The organism is Romboutsia weinsteinii (assembly GCF_002250835.2).
Lineage (GTDB): Bacteria > Bacillota > Clostridia > Peptostreptococcales > Peptostreptococcaceae > Romboutsia_A > Romboutsia_A weinsteinii.
Window position 1 is genome coordinate 17,433 of the sequence record NZ_NOJY02000033.1, and the last position, 17,583, is coordinate 35,015.

At 30.5% G+C, this 17,583-nt stretch carries 18 protein-coding genes; all 18 read left to right on the forward strand.

Going from position 1 to position 17,583, the window contains the following annotated elements:
- Nucleotides 1-24 precede the first annotated feature (24 nt).
- The 18 genes from CHL78_RS14615 (at nt 25) to CHL78_RS14700 (ending at nt 17,375) form a co-directional block, all read left to right on the forward strand.
- Nucleotides 25-291, forward strand: a complete 267-nt coding sequence (locus CHL78_RS14615; RefSeq protein ID WP_094368870.1) for a Veg family protein — start codon at nt 25-27, stop codon at nt 289-291.
- 93 nt (nt 292-384) lie between these two features.
- Nucleotides 385-1,935: a DUF3794 and LysM peptidoglycan-binding domain-containing protein gene (locus CHL78_RS14620; protein ID WP_094368869.1), complete on the forward strand. Its 1,551-nt coding sequence runs from the start codon at nt 385-387 to the stop codon at nt 1,933-1,935.
- 111 nt (nt 1,936-2,046) lie between these two features.
- A complete protein-coding gene (gene ispE, locus CHL78_RS14625; RefSeq protein WP_094368868.1) occupies nt 2,047-2,928 on the forward strand; it encodes a 4-(cytidine 5'-diphospho)-2-C-methyl-D-erythritol kinase in 882 nt (293 codons plus the stop codon).
- Entirely contained in the window at nt 2,921-3,601 is a 681-nt protein-coding gene (locus CHL78_RS14630; protein WP_094368867.1) for a GntR family transcriptional regulator, read from the forward strand. The genes ispE and CHL78_RS14630 overlap by 8 nt, the downstream gene beginning before the upstream one ends.
- A 121-nt stretch (nt 3,602-3,722) precedes the next feature.
- Nucleotides 3,723-4,376, forward strand: a complete 654-nt coding sequence (gene spoIIR, locus CHL78_RS14635; protein ID WP_243446453.1) for a stage II sporulation protein R — start codon at nt 3,723-3,725, stop codon at nt 4,374-4,376.
- Nucleotides 4,377-4,408: 32 nt separating this feature from the next.
- Nucleotides 4,409-4,909 (forward strand): cell wall hydrolase, encoded by a 501-nt coding sequence (locus CHL78_RS14640; RefSeq protein WP_094368866.1) that lies wholly within the window; start codon nt 4,409-4,411, stop codon nt 4,907-4,909.
- Nucleotides 4,910-5,048: 139 nt separating this feature from the next.
- The gene (locus CHL78_RS14645; RefSeq protein ID WP_094368865.1) at nt 5,049-6,116 is read left to right on the forward strand and encodes a D-alanine--D-alanine ligase; all 1,068 of its coding nucleotides are present in this window, start codon (nt 5,049-5,051) and stop codon (nt 6,114-6,116) included.
- Nucleotides 6,117-6,130: 14 nt separating this feature from the next.
- Nucleotides 6,131-6,937 (forward strand): glutamate racemase, encoded by an 807-nt coding sequence (murI, locus tag CHL78_RS14650; RefSeq protein WP_094368864.1) that lies wholly within the window; start codon nt 6,131-6,133, stop codon nt 6,935-6,937.
- Nucleotides 6,938-7,012: 75 nt separating this feature from the next.
- Entirely contained in the window at nt 7,013-7,432 is a 420-nt protein-coding gene (locus CHL78_RS14655) for a DUF1934 domain-containing protein (protein WP_094368863.1), read from the forward strand.
- A 157-nt stretch (nt 7,433-7,589) separates the two neighbouring features.
- Nucleotides 7,590-8,975, forward strand: coding sequence for a tRNA lysidine(34) synthetase TilS (tilS, locus tag CHL78_RS14660; protein WP_094368862.1), 1,386 nt, complete (start codon nt 7,590-7,592; stop codon nt 8,973-8,975).
- A gap of 32 nt (nt 8,976-9,007) precedes the next feature.
- Complete coding sequence (ftsH, locus tag CHL78_RS14665) at nt 9,008-10,954, forward strand: ATP-dependent zinc metalloprotease FtsH (RefSeq protein ID WP_094368861.1); 1,947 nt, start codon at nt 9,008-9,010, stop codon at nt 10,952-10,954.
- 117 nt (nt 10,955-11,071) lie between these two features.
- Nucleotides 11,072-12,049, forward strand: coding sequence for a biotin--[acetyl-CoA-carboxylase] ligase (locus tag CHL78_RS14670; RefSeq protein ID WP_094368860.1), 978 nt, complete (start codon nt 11,072-11,074; stop codon nt 12,047-12,049).
- A 174-nt stretch (nt 12,050-12,223) separates the two neighbouring features.
- The gene (locus CHL78_RS14675; protein ID WP_094368859.1) at nt 12,224-12,886 is read left to right on the forward strand and encodes an ECF transporter S component; all 663 of its coding nucleotides are present in this window, start codon (nt 12,224-12,226) and stop codon (nt 12,884-12,886) included.
- A gap of 18 nt (nt 12,887-12,904) precedes the next feature.
- Nucleotides 12,905-13,675 (forward strand): type III pantothenate kinase, encoded by a 771-nt coding sequence (locus CHL78_RS14680; RefSeq protein ID WP_094368858.1) that lies wholly within the window; start codon nt 12,905-12,907, stop codon nt 13,673-13,675.
- 176 nt (nt 13,676-13,851) lie between these two features.
- Complete coding sequence (dusB, locus tag CHL78_RS14685; RefSeq protein ID WP_094368857.1) at nt 13,852-14,826, forward strand: tRNA dihydrouridine synthase DusB; 975 nt, start codon at nt 13,852-13,854, stop codon at nt 14,824-14,826.
- Between the two features lie 78 nt (nt 14,827-14,904).
- A complete protein-coding gene (gene greA, locus CHL78_RS14690; protein ID WP_094368856.1) occupies nt 14,905-15,387 on the forward strand; it encodes a transcription elongation factor GreA in 483 nt (160 codons plus the stop codon).
- A gap of 14 nt (nt 15,388-15,401) precedes the next feature.
- Nucleotides 15,402-16,928, forward strand: a complete 1,527-nt coding sequence (lysS, locus tag CHL78_RS14695) for a lysine--tRNA ligase (RefSeq protein ID WP_094368855.1) — start codon at nt 15,402-15,404, stop codon at nt 16,926-16,928.
- A 261-nt stretch (nt 16,929-17,189) separates the two neighbouring features.
- A complete protein-coding gene (locus CHL78_RS14700) occupies nt 17,190-17,375 on the forward strand; it encodes a hypothetical protein (protein ID WP_094368854.1) in 186 nt (61 codons plus the stop codon).
- Nucleotides 17,376-17,583 lie beyond the last annotated feature (208 nt).

Genomic DNA, 17,583 nt, shown 5'->3' on the forward strand with positions numbered 1-17,583 from the left:
ACAATGTATAAAGAGGGTGATATTATGGCTACTGTTCAGACGTTAGATAATATAAGAGCGAGTTTAGAGAGACACCTAGGAAAGAAAATTCTTTTAAAAGCAAATAAAGGCAGAAAGCAAATAGTTACTAGAAAAGGAGTACTTGAAAAAGTATATCCAAGTGTATTTGTTGTAAAATTAGATGATGAAAATAATGGATACTCAAGAGTGTCATACAGTTACTCTGATTTATTAACATCTAATGTGAAGTTGCAAGTATTCAAAGATCAAAATAAATTACATGTAAGTTAAAATTATACCTATTTAAAAATAGGTGTAATTTTTTTTTTGTCCTTTAAATATAAATATAGTGTGATAGTTATATTTTAACAGGGGGGGAAAAATATGGAATTAATTAAAGACGTAATAAAAATAGATAATAGGATAGAATTTGGAAAGTTTCAGACATTTATTGAATCAGAGGCTGTTGTTCCAGATAAAAAATCTGATGTGTATGACATTGTTAAAACTGAAGGCTACATAGCTCTTAAGAAAATTGAGGTTGCAGATGGTAAATTAGTTTGCAGAGGAAGCTTTAATTACAATGTAATATATATAACAGATGACAAAAATACAGTTTCTAATGTAGATGGAAAAATAGACATAAATGAAGTTATAGAAAAAGATAGTATTAATCAAGATATGGAATATATGTTATTCCCAGAGATTGAGCATGTAGATTGTACTATTATGAATGAAAGAAAAATAAGAATTGGTGCTCTTATGAACATCAGAGGTAGCTTATTTGAAAAGCAAAGACTAGATATTGTAAAAGATGTATCTCAAGTAGAAAATATACAAAAACATAGAAAAGAAATATGTTATCAAGATATAGTTGGTATAGAAAAATCTGAAAGTGTAATCAGAGATACTATAGCAATTAATACAGAGGAAATACAATCTATAATAAGTTTAAATCCATATGCAAAAATAAAAGAAAGTAGAGTTACAGACAATAAGGTTATTATTGGTGGAGTGTTAGAAATAAACCCACTAGCTTGCACATATGATGGTGACTTAGTAGAGTTAGATAGAGTAGGTATAGATTTTACTCAATTTATAGAGGTACCAGGTGTGTGTGATGGTATGACAGAAGAAACTTTATTATCAGTAGCTGATTTTAATTATACGTTTAAGCAAAATGGTGAAAGCAATACAGGGATACTTGATATAGATTCTACTATAAGTTGTAAGGTAAAGGTTACTGATGAAATAACAAGAGAAGTGTTGCAAGATGCATATTCTCCGCATACTAAAATTAAGTTTGATAATAAGCCTATAGAGCTTAATAAAACTATAAGTTGTGATACTGAAACCTTTATAGTTAGGGAAAGTATAAGAAATGATAATGATGATATACAAATAAAAGAAATTGTAAGTGTATGCCCTTCTATATCTATAGAAAATGCATATGTAGAAGATGATAAGAGCATTATACAGGGTATAATAAAATTAGATATACTATATGTACCTGTAGAGGGATTAAGATTGGTATATAGAATTAGTGAAGAAATACCTTTTGAACATGATACTGTGATAGAAAATATCACTGATACTACTACTATATTCAATACTGCGTGTATAGATAAGATAGAAGTTGATCTAAATAGAGATCAAATAGATGTTAGTATAAAAATTAAAAGATTCACAGAAGCTGTAGACAAGAAATTAGAAAACTTCATTGTAAAAGGTGAGGATCAAGGTGCATATGACTTATCAAAAGTACCTAGCATAATTGTTTATATATGCAAAGATGGAGACAATCTTTGGAATATAGCTAAAAAATACAATACAACTGAGAGTGAAATAGCTGAGCTAAATGAAATGAAAGTAGAAGATTCTATTAAACCGGGCAAATGTTTAATATTAGAAAAGAAAGCTAGTCTAGTAAACTAAAAAATACAAAAATAAAATAATAGGGGATTCTAATCCCCTATTATTTTATTTTTTGTAGTATAATGTTAGTAGTTACGTGAGCATTATACTATATACATTAAGGAGGCTAATATGAATTCTATAGAATTAAAGAGTAGAGCTAAAATAAATTTATCAATAGACGTTTTAGGAAAAAGACAAGATGGATATCATTTAGTCGAAATGATAATGCAAACAATAGATTTATCGGACGTTTTAAGAATAAAAGAATCAGATACAGAGGATATAGTAATAAAAAGTAATAGTGGAGATATACCTCTAGACGATAATAATATTGTGTATAAAGCGATTACTTTATTAAGGGAAAAGTTTAATATAAATAAGGGTATAGAGGTATTTATAGAAAAAAACATTCCTGTAGCAGCAGGTATGGCAGGGGGAAGCTCTAATGCAGCTGCAGTTTTAGTAGGGCTTAATAAGGTATGGGATTTGGGTTTAAGTGAGAAAGAATTACAAGAAATAGGCCTTGCACTAGGTGCAGATGTACCTTTCTGTATATCAGGGGGAGCGGCATTGGCTCAAGGTATAGGTGAAGAACTAACTTATATTAAAGGACTATCTGAAGATGTAATCATATTAATTTGTAAACCGAATCTATTTGTATCGACTAAAGATGTTTATGGTGGATTAGATTTAAATAATATAGACAATAGACCGGACAATAGATACTTAATAGAATGCCTAAAAAATAAAGATATAAAGGCTGTAGCAGAAAATATGGTTAATGTTTTAGAAGGTGTTACTAGCAACATGCATAGTGAAATAAGTGAAATAGAAAAGATGATGATAGATAATAATGCTTTGGGAGCTATGATGAGTGGTAGTGGTCCGACAGTATTTGGATTGTTTAATAACAAAGAAGATGCATTAAATGCTAAAAAAGAATTAATGAAAAAATATGAACAAGTATATTTAGTAAATAGTAGTGAAAGGGGAATTGAGGTAAATGGATAATTTATCAAAATTAAATTTAGATAACTACAAGCCATTAAGAGATGTAGTTTTTGAAAATTTAAGAGAAGCCATATTAGAGGGGAAGCTAAAGCCAGGCCAAAGACTTATGGAAGTACAATTAGCAGAGCAACTAGGTGTTAGTAGAACACCGGTTAGAGAAGCTATAAGAAAGTTAGAGTTAGAAGGTTTAGTAGTAATGTTACCTAGAAAAGGTGCATATGTAGCAAATATGTCTCTAAAAGATATTATGGATGTTCTTGAAATAAGAGCAAGCCTAGAAGGTTTAGCTGCATACCTAGCAGCGGAAAGAATTAGCGAAGATGATGTAAAGAAGCTATATAAAATAGCAGAAGAATTTAAGCAAAGTACTATGGATACAGATATTGATACTTTATTAAAAAAAGATGTAGAGTTTCATGAATGTATATTTAAAGCAACTAATAATAAGAGATTACATCAATTGATAAATTCTCTATGGGAACAAGTATATAGATTTAGGGTTACATATATATCAGATTATGATTCATCTCTAAGTATAGTTGAGGAGCATAAACTTATAGCAGATGCTATAGCTAAAGGTGATAGTGAGTTAGCTAAAAAATATGCTACGGAGCATATAGAAAAAGCAGAACAATTTATGTTAGAAAGAGCAGTTAGCAATAAAACTGTGTAATAAGAAGAAGGCTTAGCCTTCTTTTTTTATTGTATTAATAATCAAATTAGAAGCTAAAATGTATAAATTAATCTAAGTTGGACATACTCAAAATATAAAAATATCTTGAGGGGGATAGGATATGATGAGGAAAATAAAATTTAGATTAAGTATGTTAGTTTTAAGTTTGGTGGGAATAATATTAATGATGACTATAACTGTAAATAGTGAAGTAAATAAAATAGATCAAGCATCTGAAAGCTATAAAGAAAAACTAATAAGATTTCATGTTATAGCGAATAGTGACACAGATGAAGACCAAGAATTAAAGTTAAAAGTAAGAGATGGAATTATAAAATATCTAGAGCCTAAATTAGCAAAATCGAGCAGTATAAAAGAGAGCGAATCTATAATAAAAAATGAATACAAAAATTTGGAGAAAATAAGTAAAGATATTATTCTGAAAAATGGATATAACTATGATGTACAGATTGGTATACAATATAGCAAATTTCCTACAAAACAATATTCAAGCATTGTATTACCAGCAGGAGAATATAAGGCTTTGAAGGTAGTAATAGGTGAGGGTAAAGGTAAGAATTGGTGGTGCGTAATGTTTCCACCGCTATGTTTTGTAGATAAAGAAAATGGAGTTATAGATAAATCTACAGATGAAAAGTTAAAAAAAGCTTTAACAGAGGATGAATATAACCTAATAGTTCAAAAAGATGATAAAAAAGTGAGTAGAGTAGAAATTAAATTTAAAATAGTTGAAATGATAGAAGACATATTTTAAAAAATAAAGACTAAAAAGGAGTGATTTTAACTATGGAGAGGTGCGCTAAACTAATAGCTGCTCTATTGGTTTTAACATATGTACTTATTCCAAGTAAGCAAATCCTGGCATATAACAATAGTTTGCAAAATGATAATACAGAGTCAACTAATCAACAAAACAAAGAAGTTATAAGTATTACCAATGAAGAATTGCTGTTATTATCAAAATTAGTCGCAGGAGAAGCTAGAGGAGAGAGTTACGAAGGTCAAGTTGCAGTTGCTGCAGTAGTAATAAACAGAGTAAGAGATTCTAGATTTCCAGGTACAATAGAAGGGGTAATATATCAAAAAAATGCATTCTCTGTCGTGGCAGATGGATCTATAAATATGAATCCGACAGAATCAGCATATAAAGCAGCACAACAGGCTTTATATGGGTTGGATCCCACTAATAAGGCGGTGTACTTCTGGAATCCGGATATAGCTACCTGCAAATGGATAAAAACGCTAGATCCATATATGAGAATAGGAAACCATGTATTTGCTAAATAACTTAAATATATATTGTAAAACAGATTAAAGAAGCTTTTGCTTCTTTATTTTTTTTATGAAATAAACTATAATTATCACTTAGATAATAAAATGCATATAATGTTGGATATGATAAAAATAAAATAGAAGGGTGATGCACATGACTAAATTAAATGTAGCTTTAATATTCGGTGGAAAGTCAGGAGAACATGAAGTTTCTCTATTATCGACAGCTTCTATATATAAACATATAGATAAAAATAAATATAACGTATTTACTATAGGTATAACTAAAGATGGTAAATGGATGTACTATGAAGGTAGTGAAGAAAATATAAAGAATGGCGAATGGGTTAATTTAGCGAATAAAAATGTAGAAATTAACTTAATACCGTCAGGATCAAGAGAAGTAGGTATAAGGTTTGAGGACGGAAGAGTAGAAAATATAGATGTATTATTCCCTGTATTACATGGTCCTTATGGAGAAGACGGAACTATACAAGGATTATTTGAGATAAGTCAGGTACCGTATGTAGGATGTGGAGTATTAGCATCTAGTGTAGGTATGGATAAGCTTGTTTGTAAAAAGGTGTTCTCTCAAATTGGACTTCCTCAAGTAGAATATACTTATACAAATAAATGGGAATTTGATAACAACACAAATCAAGAACTTGATAATATAGAGAATAAGTTAAAATATCCTATATTTGTAAAACCTGCTAACATGGGATCAAGCGTTGGTATCTCTAAAACAACTAATAGAGAAGAACTTTTAGATGGAATAAATGAAGCTTTAAAATATGACTCTAGAATTGTTTTAGAGCAAGGTATAAATGCAAGAGAAATAGAAGTAGCAGTACTTGGTAACTATGATGTTAAGGCATCTATAGCAGGAGAAATAAAGCCAGCAAAAGACTTCTATGATTATGAAGATAAGTATTTAGACGGAGCATCTACTTATGATATACCAGCTAAGATTGATCAAAATACTATGTCTGACATAAGAAGAATGGCTATAGAAGCTTTTAAAGGTATAGATGGAAAAGGACTTTCTAGAGTAGATTTCTTTATAGACAAGGACTCAGGAGAAGTGTTTATAAATGAGATAAATACTTTACCAGGATTTACTAACATAAGTATGTATCCAAAAATGTGGGAAAAAACTGGTCTTAACTACGAAGATATTATAGATAATCTTATAAAATTAGCACTAGATTCAAAAAAGTAAAGAGGGTGTTATTAATGAACGATAGACCTATTGGTGTGTTTGACTCAGGTTTGGGAGGATTAACAGTCTTAAAAGAAATAACTAAGATACTTCCAAATGAAAATATAGTATACTTTGGTGATACTGCTAGAGTACCATACGGCCCAAGATCTAAGGAAACAGTAATGAAATATACTTTTCAGGCTATAAACTTTTTATTATCAAAGAATGTAAAGGCAATTGTAATAGCTTGTAATACAGCTACTGCAAGATGTCTAAAAGAAGCCAATGAAAAATATAATATACCTATTATAGGAGTAATAGAAGCTGGAGCGAGAACAGCTGCATACTCTACAAAAAACAAGATAGTAGGAGTAATAGGTACAGAAGGTACAATAAATTCTAAGGCATATAATCATGAAATAGAAAAGATAGATAAAAATATACAAATAGTTGACAAAGCTTGTCCTTTATTTGTGCCAATAGTAGAAGAAGGTTGGTCAAACACGGATGTTGCAACTTTGACTGCTAAAAGATATCTAGAAGATTTGACGAAAGAAGGCATCGATTCTTTAGTATTAGGATGTACTCATTATCCTCTTTTAAAAAGAACTATAGGAGAGGTAGTTGGAGAAAGGATTAAACTAGTCAATCCAGCTAAAGAAACAGCTAAAGATTTAAAACAAATACTAGAAAATAACTCTATAACTAAAGAAAGTGATGAACCAGTATCATATGAATACTATGTATCAGATGTTCCTGGAAGATTTGCAGCTATAGCAGAAGAGTTTTTAAATGGTAAGATAGAAAACGTAAAAAATGTAGAAATACAAAAATATTAATTGAAAAATAGGTTGTCTCTAATTGCTTATAAGTTGTATATTTGAGGCAACCTCCCTTTTTAGGAGGTACTTAAGATGAATGCAAAAATTAATATAACAACTACTCAGTATGATGAACATGGAAAAACAGATACTATTAAAGTTGATGTTTTAGGTAATATAGTTAACAAAAATAATCATATATACTTAATATATAAAGAAAAAGAAGAGGGTATTGAGGTAACTACAACGATTAAAATATTAGATGATGAGATTAGCGTCAAAAGATTTGGAGGAGCTAATTCAACAATGGTATTTAAAAAAGGGAGTAATCATGCAACCAAATATAAAACTCCTCAAGGTATTTTTATCATAGATACAGATACAAAAGAATTAGAAATAGATATAAAAGAAAATGAATATATAAAAATAGGGATAGACTACAATATAAGTATTATGAATATATTTAATGGTAGAAATAAAATGGAGATATATGTAGTTCCTGAAATTAAATAAAAGGTAGTGAAAAAACTACCTTTTATTTAATTTATTTGGTATTATTATATATAACAAAAATTTATAACTTTTGAAAACTGATACAAGGATTTATGGTTTTTTTATAGAAATTATTATCTGTAAAACGTTAAAAAAAATAAGTGTAAGAGGGATAAGTATGATATTTGATAAAGTATTGAGTACTATAAATAAATACGATTTAATACAGCAGGGAGATAAAATTGTACTGGGACTTTCAGGAGGTCCAGATTCAGTTTGTTTACTGCATATATTGAATAGATTAAAACCTGAGTTAAATATAGAAATATATGCTGCCCATCTAAACCACAGAATAAGAGGCATAGAAGCTCAAAAAGATGCTTTATATGTTGCTAAGCTTTGTGAAGATATGGGTATAACTTGTTTTGTAAAATCAATAGATGTTCCTAAGTATTGTGAACAAAATGGGGTATCTATAGAAGAAGGAGCAAGAAAACTTAGATATGAAATGTTCCATGAAATAAAAGAAAATACAAAATCAAATAAAATAGCTGTAGGTCATAACCTAAATGATCAAGCTGAGACAGTGTTGATGCGTATGATGAGAGGAACAGGTCTTCATGGGTTAACTGGAATAGGATATGTTAGAGATAACGTTATAGTAAGACCTATTTTAGACATAGAAAGAAGTGAGATTGAAAACTACTGTCAATATCATAATTTAAATCCAAGAATAGATAAATCAAATTTAGAAAACATATATACTAGAAATAAAGTTAGGCTAGAACTCATACCATATATGAGGGAGAATTTTAATTCTAATATAGTAGAATCTGTTGTGAGGATGAGTAATAGTCTTAGAAGTGACAGTGAGTACATAGAAAAAGATGCTGAGGAGAAATTCAAACAAGTATCTAGAATAACTAATGATTCTGTAGAAATATACTTAGATGAATATATATCAATGCATAACTCAATAAAGACTAGAATACTTAGAAATGCTGTTAAGCAGGTACTAGGAGATACAAACTTCTTAGATCAAAAACATATAGAAGATATTATGGATCTGGAAGGAGAAAATAAAATTAATAAAAGGATATCTCTTCCTAGGGGTGTATTTGTATATAGGAAAAACGATAGAATAATTTTAACTACTAAAGAAATAGTTAATAATGAAATCAGTTTTTGCTATAATATACCTATCAATGGATTTTTCAAGATAAAAGAGTTAGATATAATGTTAGAAACCCAAGTTATTAGCATAGACAGATATAAGAATATGAAAGTTGATAAAATGTCTAAAGGGTTTGACTTTAATAAAGTAAAAGGAGGTATTCTAGTAAGAAACAGAGAGCAAGGAGATAAGATAAAGCTTCATGCTGGTAGTAAAAAGATTAAAGACCTATTTATAGATTTAAAAATACCTAGAGAAGAGAGATGTAAGATTCCAGTAATTACTGATGAACAAGGTATACTATGTGTAGGTGATTATAGAATGAGTGAAGATTATAAAATTGATGAACAAACAAAAGAAGTCTTAAAGATTGGCTTTAAGAAACTTTAGTATAAAAACAACGTATGAAAGGAGGGCTTCTTTTGAACAAAATTTTAAAGGGAGCAGGTTTTTATCTACTAATTTTCATAATTATAATAGGTATAGTTCAATTCTCTGGTAGTCCAACAGAACAAGTTAAACCTCTAGAATTTTCTAAGGTATACAGAGAATTAACAGAAGGTAATATATCAAGACTATACTTTATAAACGAAACTGCTGTAGAAGGAACTCTAAAAGATAGCAACACTAAATTTACATCATATGTACCAAAGGAAATAATGGGGGATAAGTTTGCTGATGAAGTTTTACAACAAGCAATGGACGGCAAACTAGCATTTGGTGGTGAAGCAAAACCATCAACACCTTGGTTTATTGAAATGCTACCTACATTATTATTACTATTCTTTATGGGAATACTTTGGTTTGTATTTATGAATCAGTCTCAAGGTGGAGGCGGAAAGGTTATGAGTTTTGGTAAATCAAAAGCCAAAGTTCATAAGGATGATGAAAAAACTAGAGTTACATTTAAAGAAGTAGCAGGGCTTAATGAAGAAAAAGAAGATTTACAAGAAGTCGTTGATTTCTTAAAGAATCCAAAGAAATATATAGACCTAGGAGCCAGAATACCAAAAGGTATACTTATGGTAGGTCCTCCAGGTACAGGTAAAACGTATTTATCAAGAGCAGTTGCTGGAGAAGCAGGAGTTCCATTCTTTAGTATAAGTGGTTCTGATTTCGTTGAAATGTTTGTTGGGGTAGGTGCTTCAAGAGTAAGAGATTTATTCGAGCAAGCTAAGAAAAATTCTCCAGCTATAATATTCATAGATGAGATAGATGCTGTTGGTAGAAAAAGAGGAGCAGGTCTTGGTGGTGGACATGATGAAAGAGAACAAACACTTAACCAATTACTTGTTGAGATGGATGGATTTGGTGTAAACCAAGGTATAATAATCATGGCTGCAACAAATAGACCAGATATACTTGACCCAGCATTACTTAGACCAGGTAGATTTGATAGACAGGTCGTAGTAGGAGCTCCGGATGTTAAAGGTAGAGAAGCTATATTTAAAGTTCACTCTAAGAATAAGCCTTTAGCTGATGATGTAAAAATTGAAGTATTAGCAAGAAGAACTCCTGGATTTACTCCAGCAGATATAGAGAACTTAATGAATGAAGCAGCAATACTTACTGCCAGAAAAAGAGAAAAGAAAATCCAAATGGAAACTATAGAAGAAGCTATAACTAAAGTTATCGCAGGTGTAGCTAAGAAATCTAGAGTAATAAGTGAACCAGAAAGAAGACTTACAGCTTATCATGAAGCAGGGCATGCAGTATGTGCTCATATACTTCCTAATGTGAGTCCGGTTCATCAGGTTACTATAGTTCCAAGAGGTAGAGCTGGTGGATTTACTATGCAGCTTCCTGTAGAAGATAAATTCTACGCAACTAAGAACGAAATGAAGGAAAATATAGTTGTATTACTTGGAGGTAGAGTGGCAGAAGAGTTGGTACTAGAAGATATATCTACTGGTGCTTCAAACGACTTAGAGAGAGTTACATCGACTTCAAGAGATATGGTTACTAAATATGGAATGAGTTCTAAGCTTGGACCAATGACATTTGGTGATGGTGATGATGAAGTATTCTTAGGTAATAGTTTCGCTACTAAGAGAAACTACTCAGAAGAAGTTGCTTCAGAAATAGATAAAGAAGTAAGACGTATAGTTGATGCTGCTTATAGAGAAACTAAGCATCTATTAGAAGAAAACATGGATAGATTAGAGTATGTGGCTCAAGCACTATTAATACATGAAACTCTAGATGCAGATCAATTTATAAAAGCATTTAACAAAGAATTATCTTTAGATGTTGTAGAAACTGTAGCTACAGAAGATGTAGAAATGGATAATACAACTATAGATTTATCTAAAAAAGAAGATATAAAAGTTGATATAACTAAAAAATCTGATGAATCAGATGATAAATAGACAAAAAGGAGCCTAGATATAGGTTCCTTTTTAGGTTAAAGGAATTTTATGTATAATATATTTGATTTATAATTATATTATAAGGTAGATATAATCATATTAAGTTAGAGGTGCTATATGAGAGATAAAATTATAGAGGTTATACTAAATAGTGAAAATGAATTTATTTCAGGAGAAGAACTATCGAAGCAATTAGGAGTATCGAGAGCAGCTATATGGAAACATATTAAAGCATTAAAAGAAAGTGGGTATAATATAGAGTCTGTAAATAGAAAAGGGTATAGATTAGTAGAGAAACCTGTTGATTTATTAACATCTCAAAATATATGCCATGACCTAGATACAAACTTTATAGGGCAAAACATCATACATTTTGAAACAATAGACTCTACGAATGATTATGCTAAGCAAGTTGCAGGTAATCATGTTGATGGTACTGTGATAATAAGTGAAGAACAAACAAAAGGCAGAGGGAGACTGGGAAGACAATTCCAATCAAATGTAAATGAAGGCATCTGGATGACTATAATATTAAAGCCAGATATACTACCAACACAGGCTCCATTCATAACTTTAATAGCAGGAGCTAGTATAGCAAAAGCATTGAATGACTTAGGAGTAAATACTTCAATCAAATGGCCTAATGATGTTATCTTAAATGGCAAGAAACTATGTGGCATACTTACAGAATTATCAGCAGAGATAGAGAGAGTAAATCATATTATCTTAGGTATAGGCATCAATGTAAAAACTATGGAGTTTGATTCGGAAATATCTCAAGTTGCTACATCACTACATAAAGAAGGATATAAATTATCGAGAGTAGATATAGTAAGGGGAATATTGAGTCAGCTTGAAAAACTATATACTGATTATATAGAAAGTAATTCAAAGGAAGAAACTTTAAAAATTTGTAGACAATATTCTGCTGTAATCGGCAAAGAAGTATATGCTTTAAAAGGTGGAGATAGAGAACTTGTAAAATGTTTAGATATAAATGAAGATGGAAACCTGATAGTAGAAAAAGAAGATAAAAGCATAAAGGAAATTATGTCTGGCGAAATTTCTATAAGAGGGTTAAATGGATATATATAAGGTAAAAATAAGAATTGTTGACAATTAGAATTGCTATTGATAAAATTGTTTTTGTTATAGCTGGTATCTTTAATTTTAAGAACCTGACTATTTTATATAAATATAATTTAATATATTACTATTTAAAAAATTAGAAGTCCGGCATCTTTATGAGCTGGAACGGAGGTGTTTTTTATGATGAACAAACAAGTATCAGTAAGAAGCAGTATGAATGTTAGAAGGATGACTATAATAGGTGTACTTTCAGCTATATCAATTATGTTATCTATGACTCCATTAGGATTTATTCCTGTAGGACCTACAAAAGCAACTATAATGCATATACCTGTAATAATAGGTGCCATAGTTGAAGGACCAATAGTTGGAGCAACTGTAGGATTTATATTTGGATTTACGAGTCTTTTTAAAGCTCTTACTGAGCCAACAATAACGTCTTTTGCGTTTATTAATCCACTAGTATCTATACTTCCGAGAGTGTTGATAGGAATACTAGCGTATTATGTATATGAGTTGGCTATGAAGCTGACTAAAAAAGCATATGTATCTGGTTTAATAACAGGCGCTATAGGATCTATAGCTAACACGGCAGGTGTTCTAGGTATGATTTATATGTTATATGGTGCAAGATATGCTGAGGCATTAGGATCAAATGCTTCTTCGGCAGGAACACTTATATTTACTCTAGGTGCAACTAATGGTATACCAGAAGCTATAGTCGGAGCGTTGGTAATATCTGCTGTTATAACAGCACTAAAGAAAAGCAAAAAATCTAATAATCCACAATATGTAAGATTAGAGGAAGATGTTGTGGTTTTAGTAGATGAAAGCGAAAAATAGAAAGAAGGTTAATGATATATGCTTTTAGTATTTGACGTTGGAAATACCAATATGGTTTTAGGTATATATGAAAATAATGAGTTAACAAAGTATTGGAGAATTAATACTGATAAAGAGAAAACTTCTGATGAGTATGGTATATTAATTAATAACCTATTCCAATATGATAAAATAGATATGGACAAGATAGAGGATGTAATAATATCATCTGTTGTACCGAATGTTATGCATTCACTTGAAAACTTCTGCTTGAAATATTGCAAGAAGCAACCATTAATAGTAGGTCCTGGTATAAAAACAGGCCTAAACATAAAATATGATAATCCTAAGCAGGTCGGTGCTGATAGAATAGTAAATGCAGTAGCAGGAATCGAAAAATATGGATATCCTTTAATACTTGTTGATTTTGGGACTGCAACTACATTCTGTGCTATATCCGAAAAAGGTGAGTACTTAGGTGGAACGATAGCTCCTGGGATAAAAATATCAAGTGAAGCTTTATTCCAAAGAGCATCTAAACTTCCAAGAGTAGAACTTATTAAGCCGGGGATGACTATAGGTAAAAATACTGTATCAGCTATGCAGGCAGGTATTATATATGGTTATGTAGGTTTAGTTGATAAAATAATTGATATGATGAAAAAAGAGTTAAATAGTGAAGATATAAAAGTAGTAGCTACTGGTGGACTATCAACACTTATTGCATCAGAGACTGATAGCATAGACTGTGTAGATAAGTTTTTAACTTTAGAAGGTCTGAAAGTAATATACGAAAAGAATAAAGAATAATAAATAGAGGAACTGGATTATATAACCAGTTCCTTTTGTGATTATATAGGATATAAATAATAGAAAGTATATGTAGACACTATATTTAAGTTTGTAGTAATATTATCTTTGTTGAAAAATACTTGGAAATTAAACTATTATGGATAAAATATATATATAAAATAAAGGAGAATAATATGAAAATAGGTAATGTCGAATTACAAAATAAAGTTTTCTTATCACCTATGGCAGGCGTTACAGACCTTCCTTTTAGATTGATATGTAAAGAGCATAATTGTGGGATGCTATATACAGAAATGATAAATGCAAAAGCCCTTTGCTACGATGATGAAAACACTAAAAAGATGCTAAAAATAGAGGATGAAGAACATCCTGTTGCTGTTCAAATATTTGGATCAGATCCTCAGTATATGGGGAGAGCGGCTGAAATAATGAATCAATATCCTAATGAGATACTTGATATAAATATGGGATGTCCAGCTCCTAAGGTAGTTAAAAATGGAGATGGATCGGCGCTTATGAAAAATCCTAAGTTAGCAGAAGAAGTTTTAAAAGCTGTTGTTAAGAACTCTACTAAACCTGTAACTTTAAAAATAAGAAAAGGCTGGGATGATGACAATGTAAATGCAGTAGAAATAGCTAAAATAGCAGAAGCAAGTGGAATAAGTGCATTAGCTATACATGGAAGAACTAGAGAACAATATTATTCTGGTAAGGCTGATTGGGACATAATAGCTAAAATAAAAGAAAGTATAAACATACCTGTTATAGGTAATGGAGATGTATTTACAGTTGAAGATGCAAAAAATATGATAGATAAAACAAACTGTGATGCTATAATGATAGGTAGGGGAGCTCAAGGTAATCCATGGATATTTGAAAGAATAAACCACTATATGCAAACAGGAGAAGTATTACCTGAACCTGGTTGTGAAGAAAAAATAAGTACTGCAATTAAACATTTAGGTTTAGCGGTTGAGGAACATGGAGAATATATAGCGGTAAGAGAAATGAGAAAGCATATTGCATGGTACTTAAAAGGTCTTAGGAATTCAGCTAGGATAAGGGATGAAGTAAATAAGATCGAAAGTTATGAAGAGGTAGTAGCTAAGTTAAACAACTACAAGGCTGACGCCTTGACATTAGGATAATAGTGACATATAATATAGCGCATAATTAAAATGTTAATAATAAAACTATAATAAATAGAGCGAAGGAGTTGTGGGGTTATGGAAGATAATAATAAGGAAATACTGTTAACTCAAGAAGGGTATGACAAATTAGACGAGGAATTAGAATATTCGAAAGCTGTAAAGAGAAGAGAGGTAGCTGATAGAATAAAGGTTGCTATATCTTTTGGAGATATATCTGAAAATGCAGAGTACGATGAAGCTAAAAATGAACAAGCTCAATTAGAAGAAAGAATATTAAAGTTAGAAAACATGCTTAGAAAAGCAGTTATAATAGACGAAAGTAAAATAGACCTTAATGTAGTAACAATAGGATCTATAGTTAAGGTTGAAGATATAGAGTTTGATGAAGAAGTTGAATATACAATAGTAGGTTCAGCGGAAGCTGATCCATACGATGGTAAAATATCAAATGAATCACCTGTAGGAAGAGCTCTTTTAGGTAAGGGGATAGGTGAAACAGTAGATGTTCAAGTTCCAGACGGAGTTGCTAAGTTTAAGATATTAGAAATAAGAAGATAGTTGGAGGATAAAAAATGAATAAAGATCAACAAAATGTTCAAGATGATCAAGCACAAGAAAATCTTAGTGAAGTTCTTCAAGTAAGAAGAGATAAATTAGCTAAGTTACAAGAAATGGGAAGAGATCCTTTCCACCAAAGTAGATATGATAGAACTAGTACTTCTGTGACTATCAAAAATAACTTTGAAACTACTGAAGGAACTGTTGTTAAGATAGCTGGACGTATAATGAGTAAAAGAATACAAGGTAAAGCTGGATTCATTGATATACAAGATCAAGATGGAAGAATCCAATGTTATGTTAGATTAGATAGAATAGGTGAAGAAGAGTACTCAATATTCTCTACATATGATATAGGAGATATAATAGGGCTTGAAGGTGAAGTTTTCAAAACTAAGAAAGAAGAGATATCTGTAAAAGCTAACGAAGTTGTATTGTTAAGTAAATCTCTTCAAATATTACCAGAAAAATATCATGGACTAAAAGACCAAGACTTAAGATATAGACAAAGATACGTTGATTTAATAGTAAATCCAGAAGTTAAAGATGCTTTCTTAACAAGAACTAAAGCACTTAAAGCTTTAAGATCTTACTTAGACGAAAGAGGTTTCTTAGAAGTTGAGACTCCTATATTAAATACAATAGCTGGTGGTGCAAACGCTAGACCTTTCGTTACTCACCATAACACTTTAGATATACCAATGTACTTAAGAATAGCTAACGAGTTATACTTAAAGAGACTTATAGTTGGTGGATTTGATAAAGTATATGAAATGGGTAGAATGTTTAGAAATGAAGGTATGTCTATAAAGCATAACCCAGAATATACTGCGATGGAATTATATCAAGCATACGCAGATTACACAGATATGATGGAAATAACAGAAAACCTTATATCTCATATGGCAGAAGTTGCTACAGGAAGCATGAAGGTTAACTACCAAGGTACTGAAATAGATTTCACTCCTCCATGGAAAAGAATGACTATGGAAGATTGTGTTAAGGAATATACAGGTGTAGATTTCTCTACTATAAATACAGATGAAGAAGCTATAGCTATAGCTAAAGAAAAAGGAATAGAAATAACTCCTGGAATGAGAAGAGGAGAAGTTATAAATGCATTCTTCGAAGAATTTGGTGAAGATAAGTTAATCCAACCAACATTTATAACTCATCATCCGGTTGAGGTATCGCCTCTTGCTAAGAGAAATGTAGAAGACCCAAGAAGAACTGATAGATTTGAAGCTTTCGCAAACAGATGGGAATTAGCTAATGCATTCTCTGAACTTAATGACCCAATTGACCAAAAAGGAAGATTTATGGATCAAATGAGAAAGAAAGAATTAGGTGATGACGAAGCTTGTGATATGGATGAAGATTTCGTAAATGCTTTAGAAGTGGGTCTACCTCCTACAGGTGGATTAGGAATAGGTATAGATAGAACTATAATGCTATTAACTAACTCTACATCTATAAGAGACGTATTATTATTCCCTACTATGAAACCGATAGAAAATAATCAAAATAAAATAGAAGAATAGAAATATATATAATCATAGACTTATACACGAGTTTTACCTAACTTGTGCATAAGTCTATTTTTATTTTTGAAATATTAAGTATTAAGTCAACATCAAAACTTAATAACTGATATTTAATTGTGATGCTTGGTATTCTTTGCTGATAAAAAATACAAAAATGAGATTTATTATAAGAATATAGGTAGAAATTTTTATAAAGGAAAGAGGAATATATATTAGAATATTAATAATTAAATTAAAAATATAAGGGGGATTTAAAAAATGTTTCAAATGATAAATTGGATATGTTTAATATGTATAAGTTTTTTGGTAATAGAAGTAATGATAAATTTCTGCAAGGATGTACTAAATATATATAATGGTGTGAATAGCGTATCTCGTACAAGTGTTGCAAAAACTAAGGTTAAAGCCAATGCTTATACATACGAAAATAAAATAGCAAAATAAAATAAAAAAATAATAAAAAAAGTATTGACCAGATTGAAATAAGATGGTAAAGTATTACTTGTCCTTAAGAAACGGACAAAAACGAAAACAAAAAAACAACGAAAAAAGTTGACAAAGCAAAAATGCTTTGATATACTAAAAAAGTTGAAATAAGAACTTTGAAAATTAAACAGTAGGTTAATTTATAGAATTTGAAACAACCAAACAA